General features: G+C 35.9%; 6 protein-coding genes and 1 pseudogene. 3 read left to right on the top strand and 4 right to left on the bottom strand.

The genetic code is table 11. The annotated features are described in order from the left end of the window. Positions 1-61: 61 nt before the first annotated feature. The 4 genes from ADJ83_RS04400 to ADJ83_RS04385 are packed head-to-tail and all read right to left on the bottom strand — an operon-like array spanning position 62 to position 3,929. Positions 62-1,111, bottom strand: a complete 1,050-nt coding sequence (locus ADJ83_RS04400) for a Gfo/Idh/MocA family protein (protein ID WP_031540709.1) — start codon at positions 1,109-1,111, stop codon at positions 62-64. A gap of 41 nt (positions 1,112-1,152) precedes the next feature. After that, positions 1,153-2,121, bottom strand: a complete 969-nt coding sequence (locus ADJ83_RS04395) for a sugar phosphate isomerase/epimerase family protein (RefSeq protein WP_031540708.1) — start codon at positions 2,119-2,121, stop codon at positions 1,153-1,155. A gap of 47 nt (positions 2,122-2,168) precedes the next feature. Next, entirely contained in the window at positions 2,169-3,194 is a 1,026-nt protein-coding gene (locus ADJ83_RS04390) for a Gfo/Idh/MocA family protein (RefSeq protein WP_031540707.1), read from the bottom strand. Positions 3,195-3,212: 18 nt separating this feature from the next. Continuing rightward, entirely contained in the window at positions 3,213-3,929 is a 717-nt protein-coding gene (locus ADJ83_RS04385; RefSeq protein ID WP_031540706.1) for a ThuA domain-containing protein, read from the bottom strand. Positions 3,930-4,111: 182 nt separating this feature from the next. Here ADJ83_RS04385 and ADJ83_RS04380 point away from each other — a divergent pair, with 182 nt between their 5' ends. The 3 genes and pseudogenes from ADJ83_RS04380 (at position 4,112) to ADJ83_RS26800 (ending at position 7,268) form a co-directional block, all read left to right on the top strand. Beyond that, entirely contained in the window at positions 4,112-5,020 is a 909-nt protein-coding gene (locus ADJ83_RS04380; RefSeq protein ID WP_048717093.1) for a helix-turn-helix domain-containing protein, read from the top strand. A 259-nt stretch (positions 5,021-5,279) separates the two neighbouring features. Beyond that, positions 5,280-6,326 (top strand): annotated as a pseudogene (locus tag ADJ83_RS26805) (HAMP domain-containing protein); the annotation flags it as partial. Then, positions 6,321-7,268, top strand: coding sequence for a methyl-accepting chemotaxis protein (locus ADJ83_RS26800; RefSeq protein ID WP_414630333.1), 948 nt, complete (start codon positions 6,321-6,323; stop codon positions 7,266-7,268). The pseudogene ADJ83_RS26805 and the gene ADJ83_RS26800, both read left to right, overlap by 6 nt. Positions 7,269-7,307 lie beyond the last annotated feature (39 nt).

Here is a 7,307-nt window from a genome sequence, read left to right as displayed (position 1 = left end):
AAAAAGGGAGCTAAAAAAAACTCCCACAAAAACTTGACTCAATCCGGCTGAAAATAGTATTTTACAAAGTCTCCACTTTCGATTTAAAATAAACTCGTTCTTTTTTCTTCCCTGATTCGTAAACCGCACAAATCATTTCTTGTGTTTTTAAGGCATCTTCCCCTGTGATGTCTAAAGGGATTCCCTTAGCTAATGAATCATAAAAATTATTTATTTGCTTCACATGACTTACTCCCCAATATCCTTTTACTCCATTTTCATAATCGAAGGTTTCCTGTGGATTATTATCTGCAATAAATTCTCTTCCATCAAGTAAACGGACTGTTGCCCGGTCTGCAATCATTTTGGCAATTCCCTTTTCACAATGTAATTCAATTTCAACAGGTGCATCATACGTATAATAATTAATGGCATGGAAAGCTGTAACGATGCCATTTTTATAGGCTACAACCCCTTCTGCTGCATCTTCCACTTCTATCATTTCATGTGCCCGATTACTTATCGATGCATCTACATACTTAATATCATCAGCAATAAACCATCTCATTAAATCCATTGTATGGATTGCTTGATCGATTATTACCCCTCCGCCTTCTTTTTCCCATGTACCTTTCCAATCGCTTTTTTGATAATAATCATCCGATCGGTCCCATGTAACAGATAGCTTACCTGACTTTATCGTACCAAGTTCTCCATTATCTAGCATTCTCTTTATTAGCTGTGACCCAGGATTATAGCGATTTTGGAAAATGACACCAAGGGTTACCTTATTTTCTTTTGCTGTCTCAACCATTGCTTTCGCATCGTTATAGTGAATAGACATCGGTTTCTCTGTCAAAATATGAATCTTTCTTTTTGCTGCTTCTATTGTTACTGGAGCATGGAGATGATGTGGCAAACAGATATGCAAAACATCTATCTTTTCTTTTCTAAACATTTCCATATAGTCAGTATAGCTGCCACATTGATAGATTTTTGCTTTTTCTTCTGCTCGTTCTTGTTTCACATCACAAACAGCTACTAGCTCTGCATCTTCTCTTGAGACAATCGACTGTGCATGCATAGGAAAAATATTGCCACAACCAATAATAGCTACCTTTAACTTAGACATATGTCTCCCTCATTTCTATTAGTAGAATACTATGCGATTCTTTACACCCACCACATTTGGGACGGTTTTTCTTCAATTAGGACAGATTTCAAATTGGTCACTGCTCTTGTTAATCCCTCTCTAATCGACATAATTGGATCTTCGTGTTCAATGCTAACCACATAGTCATATCCATAGGTGCGTAAGACACTTATCATATCAGACCATTCACTAACACTATGTCCACATCCGACCGAGCGAAATGTCCATGCTCTCGTTTGCACTTCGCCATATGGCTGCATATCTGTTAAACCATACATATTGACATTTTCTTGATCTATATACGTATCTTTTGCATGAAAATGATGAATGGCATTTGCCCTCGCTAAAATTTTTATAGCTGCAACTGGGTCAATTCCTTGCCACCATAAATGGCTTGGATCAAGGTTTGCCCCAATAGCATCACACGTTTCTTCTCGTAGTTTTAATAGTGTATAGGGGGTATGCACAAGAAATCCGCCATGTAATTCTAAGCCAATTTTCACTCCATGCTCTTTTGCGAAACTCCCTACTTTCTTCCAATAAGGGATTAGCTTTTCTTCCCATTGCCATTTTTTCACGTCACTATATTCATTTGGCCAAGGTGTAACAGGCCAATTTGGATATTTCGCTCCATCGTGATCTCCAGCAGTTCCTGAAAAGCAATTTACAACAGGAATATTCATTAAAGATGCTAGTTTTATTGTTTTAATCAATGTTTCATGAGATTCCTTTGCGAACCCTTCCTCTGGTGAAATAGGATTCCCATGGCAGCTGAATGCACTAATGAAAAGGTCGCGCTCTGCAATTTTTTCAAGATATTCTTTTCGCTTTTCTTCTGAATCCAATAATTCATCTACATTACAATGATTGTTTCCAGGATAACCACCTGTACCAATTTCTACAGCTTGTATTCCTGCTTCTTTCACTGCATCAAGCATTTCTTCAAATGTTTTATCTGCAAATAAAACGGTAAACACACCTAATTTCATAAGAATTCTCCTTTCCAATATTCTGCATTGATTTTGTTAATAGGTCTTTATATTTTTGTAATTGTCTTTGTTTCTTGTGATGCTAATGCCGCAAGAATAATAGCTAAAGATTTCTTCCCTTCTTCTCCCGTTACAAGAGGATCTTTGTCTTCAAGAATACTTTCAATAAAATGGTCAATAACACCTGACTTATTTTGACCACCATCCTCATTTGACTGAATTCTGCCTAACTCATAATTTACTTTTTCACCATTTGTGTACTGGATAATTAATGAATAGTTTGGATCATCTTCTAAGCGAATTACTGCTTTTTCTGCATAGATAACGGTAGAATTATCTTCTTTCCCTCTATAAGCCCAGCTCGCTGTAAGCGTTCCGATAACGCCACTCTCTGTTCGTAATATACAAACAGCATTGTCATCTACACTTGAGAATTCTTTCGCATTTGTTTCTACAAAAGCCCCTACTTCAGCAAATTCTTCTCCTAATACATACCGTAATAAATCTGCTTTATGTACACCTAAATCTCCCATAGCACCAATAAAAGCCTCTTCCTTTTTAAAGAACCAACTGTCTTTGCCATCTACACTCCAGCCTTCTGGACCACCATGACCGAATGTCGTACGGAAACTATATATCTTTCCAACTTCCCCACTTTTAATTAACTGATGTGCTTTTTGATGGGAGGAAACAAAACGTTGATTATGTCCAATCATCAATTTTTTCCCACTCTGTTTAGCGGCTTCGATCATTTGATTTGCTTCTTCTTCTGATGTCGCCATTGGCTTTTCACAAAGTACATGTTTTTTAGCATGTAGTGCATCAATGGAAATTGGAGCATGCAGATAATTTGGTGTACACACGCTAACTGCATCTATCTCTGCCATTTCTAACAAGTCTTTATAATCGGTAAATGCTTTCACTTGATATTTCTCAGCCACTTCTCTTGCTCTTACTTCATTGATGTCACATACTGCAGCTAATTCCACTTGTTCATTCCACAGATACTCCGGGATATGCCGATGTTGCGCAATACTGCCACACCCAATTACACCAATCTTTAATTTAGCCATTTCCATTACCTCCTCTATTTACTTTACGGATATTGTTTCAATAGGCTTTGCATTGCCATAAACTGGTCTCTTCCGTTTAACTGGTGTTGCCCATTTAACAGCATTGCTAATGACTTTTTGGATATCTTTATGATGGTAGGTCGGGTAAGTTTCATGTCCTGGTCTAAAATAAAAGACCTTCCCGTTTCCTCTTGCATACGTGCAGCCGCTACGGAAAACCTCTCCCCCTTCAAACCAACTAGTGAAAATAAGTTCATCTGGTGCTGGTATATCAAAATGTTCCCCGTACATTTCTTCTTTTTCTAATTCAATGTATTCATTAATTCCTTCCACAATTGGGTGATTAGGAGCTACCACCCATAGTCTTTCCCGATCATCTGCTTCCCTCCACTTTAAGTCACAGCTAGTGCCCATTAAGGTTTTGAAAATTTTAGAAAAATGACCTGAATGAAGAACTATTAATCCCATTCCATCTAAAACACGTTGTTTCACTTTTTGTACGATTTCGTCCTGTACTTCATGATGCGCTAAATGTCCCCACCAAACCAATACATCTGTGTTATTCAATACTTCTTCTGTTAATCCATGCTCTGGTTCATCTAATGTTGCTGTATGCGTTTGATAGCCCTCTTTTTCCAAAAATGCGGAAATCGTACCATGAATGCCATTTGGATAAATGTCCGCAACAAGTGGGTTTTTCTTCTCATGACGGTTTTCATTCCAGACTGTAATCATTGTTTTGTAACTCCTTTTCTCAATCTATGTATACGCTTTATTATAAAAAATGAAAACGGATAAAAAAATACTTAATCCTGTCTTTTTTTTATGCAATTATGTCATTTCATTATCTGCTTTTTGCTACAATAGAAAGAAGAACAGTATCTTTACAACCTATTCAAATAGGAGGAGAAGATGAAGTGGAAATAAGGACTAAGCACACCTATAATCAGCCAGTAAACGAAAAAGTTATTTACCAAAATCCTCTTCTATCCCTAAAAGTATGGGAGATAAACGATGAGAGGGAAAACGCAATAACTTCTGTTGAATATCACCCTTGGCACTATCATAAAGAAGTGGAGTTACTTGCCATTGTTGATGGTAGTTTGGCGGTGCAAACAAAGGAATTGGATCAAACGATTTCTGCAGGGGATGTTCTTATTATGGGGACCTCACAACCTCATAGAACAAGTAAAGCTAGTGGCGGCAATTTGCGCTATATCGTCTTGCAAATAGATTTACATAAACATTTTGATCAAAGCATTCTTCCTTATTTCTATTGTTTTTCAGAAATAACACATCCATTAGACAGGATAAATTATATCTTTGAAGAAAATCAGCAAATCAAACAAGAGGTACATTATTTAATTAACGAGATACATAAGGAAAGTCAAACAAAAGAAAAAGGGTATGAAATTGCCATCAACTATTCAATTAAAAGACTTCTGCTTTTATTAGTTAGAAATGATACGAAAAATATGCTCCATTCTTCAGAAGAACAAGATTTATCCAGAATTAAGCCTGTTTTAGATTATATTGATCGTCATTTAGAAGACCGAATACTTGTAGAGGATGTATGTGAGCTTTTGAATTTTAGCTATCACTATTTTATCAAATACTTTAAAAAAGTGATGGGTATGTCTTTTGTCGATTATATTAATCTAAAGCGGATAAAAAAAGCGGAATTATTACTATTAACTACAGATAAAAGCATTTTAGAAATAAGCTATGAAGCTGGGATTACGAATATGGCCCAATTTTATAAACTTTTTAAGCGGGCAAATCATTGTTCACCGAAAGCATTTAAAAATAAAATGCAAAAAAGCTAAACCATTTAAACAGCTGACAAGCACAGCTGTTTTTTAATTTGTGACTATTTTGTAAATTTTTTCTGATTTTTCACAAAAAAGCCTCAGAAAATTAATAAATCCCCTTCACCTTTGTCATAACTTGTCGAAATAATAATTAACATTTGATTATACTGCAAATATGAATCCGTTCATCTAGTCCTTCGTTCATATAGCAAATAGTGTCTAAGAAGCAATTTATACACCGTTACACAAAATTTATGGAAAGGAGCTATGATTGATGAGAATTTTAAAATCATTAAATCAAAATTTAAAATTAAGCACTAAACTCTACATTGCATTTGCCCTTATTCTAATTGTTCCTACTATAACAGTAGCCTACCTATCTATCCAAAGTGCTAAACATGAACTTAGCGAGAACATAATGGAAAGCACAAAAGAGAACGTCAAGTTATTAAATAGTAGTATCGACAGTACCATTTCTCCCAAACTATATGATGCAAATTATTTAGCAGATATAATAACAGGAGAATTATTCGAAAAACAAGGAGATAATCCTGATGCTCTAATGTCAAAGCTAGACCAGTATAAAGGACTTCACCCAGAAGCTGTAGCCGTTTATTTAGGAACACAGGATGGGAAAATGTACACCTCTCCAGCTCTAGATCTACCAGACGATTATGACCCAAGAGATAGAACTTGGTTTACACAAGCAATGAACAATTCAGTGGATAAAGCCATCGTAACAAATCCTTATATAGATGCTAGTTCTAAAGAAATGGTAGTAACCATTACTAGGAAAACAGCAGATGGTTCCGGAGTAATTGGCATTGATCTTAATCTCTCTACTTTAGAAAAAACAACCAAAGAAGTAGCAGTTGGGAATGAAGGCTATATCCTTCTATTGGATACAGAGCAAAACTATCTTGTCAGCCCAATAAATGAAGCTGGCACAAAGGTTGACCAAAATTTTCCTGACTTATATGAGCAAAATTCTGGAGTGCATCACTATAAAACAAACGGTCAGGATCGAACACTTTATTATTTAACAAATGAGAATACAGGATGGAAAATTGTTGGTTCTATGCTGGATGCTGAAACAAATGCTGCAGTAAAACCTATCCTACAAAAAAGTCTTTTAGTTGTGGTCGCTTCTATTATTTTTGGAGGAGCTATCATTATTTTAATTATTCGTTCACTTGTTAGCAGATTAAAAGAAATTCAGAATAAAGCAAAAAAAATAAGCGATGGGGACCTTACAGAAGAGATAACGCTTCAGTCAAACGATGAAATCGGACAACTTGCCCACTCATTTACTTCCATGCAATCAAGTCTAAAGACGCTTTTAAAAACACTAGAGCACCATTCTTTAATGGTTTCCGCAACGGCTGAAGAGCTAAACGCTAGTGCTGGTCAAACAAGTGAAGCTAGTGAGCAAGTTGCAACCGCCATCCAACATGTGGCGGTTAGTGCTGAAAAACAAACAGAAGGCGTAGAAGCAAATATATTATCTTTAAATCAAATAGTAAATAGTACAAACACAGTTTTGCTAAATGCTAATGAAGTATTAAATCGCACCAAAACTACTACTCAAAATGCCGAAGTAGGAAAAGCGATTGTCCAACAAACGGTTAATCAAATGAATGAAATTCATCATTCCGTATCTGATACGAATAGAGTAATTGCTTCATTACATGATCGTACGAAAGAGATTGGTACTATCGTAGACGTCATCACTGCTATTTCCAATCAGACTAATTTACTCGCCCTGAATGCTGCAATTGAAGCAGCAAGAGCTGGAGAATCTGGAAAGGGCTTTACTGTCGTAGCTGATGAAGTAAGAAAATTAGCTGAACAATCTCAAATTTCTGCTAGTCAAATTACGGAAATCATTAAGGCAATCCAACAAGATACAAAAGAAACAGTTCATACCATGTCCACTGTAGAATGTAATGTACAAAAAGGCATTGAAATTTCAGATGAAGCCATCAATACATTTATGGAAATATATGATAATATGAATCTAATTTCCCCACAAATGTCTCAAGTAGCTTCAACACTTAATGATATATTAACTTTTGTGCAAAACACAGAAAAAACAGCGGAACTTATATCTGATTTAGCCAAAAACAATGCTGCTTCTTCCGAAGAGGTTGCAGCTTCAACAGAAGAACAACTTGCTGCAATGGAAGAAATATCTTCCTCTGCAAATATACTAGCTTCCATGACAGAGGACTTGATTCAGTTAATCAAAAAGTACAAATTTTAATTGGAGAAAAATACACAAGTTTGCGTCAGAAATATTCGT

This window comes from Bacillus sp. 522_BSPC, assembly GCF_001076885.1.
Classification (GTDB): Bacteria; Bacillota; Bacilli; order Bacillales; family Cytobacillaceae; genus Niallia; species Niallia hominis.
Note: the sequence above shows the minus strand (reverse complement) of the source record. Positions and strands in the feature narration are given on the sequence as shown.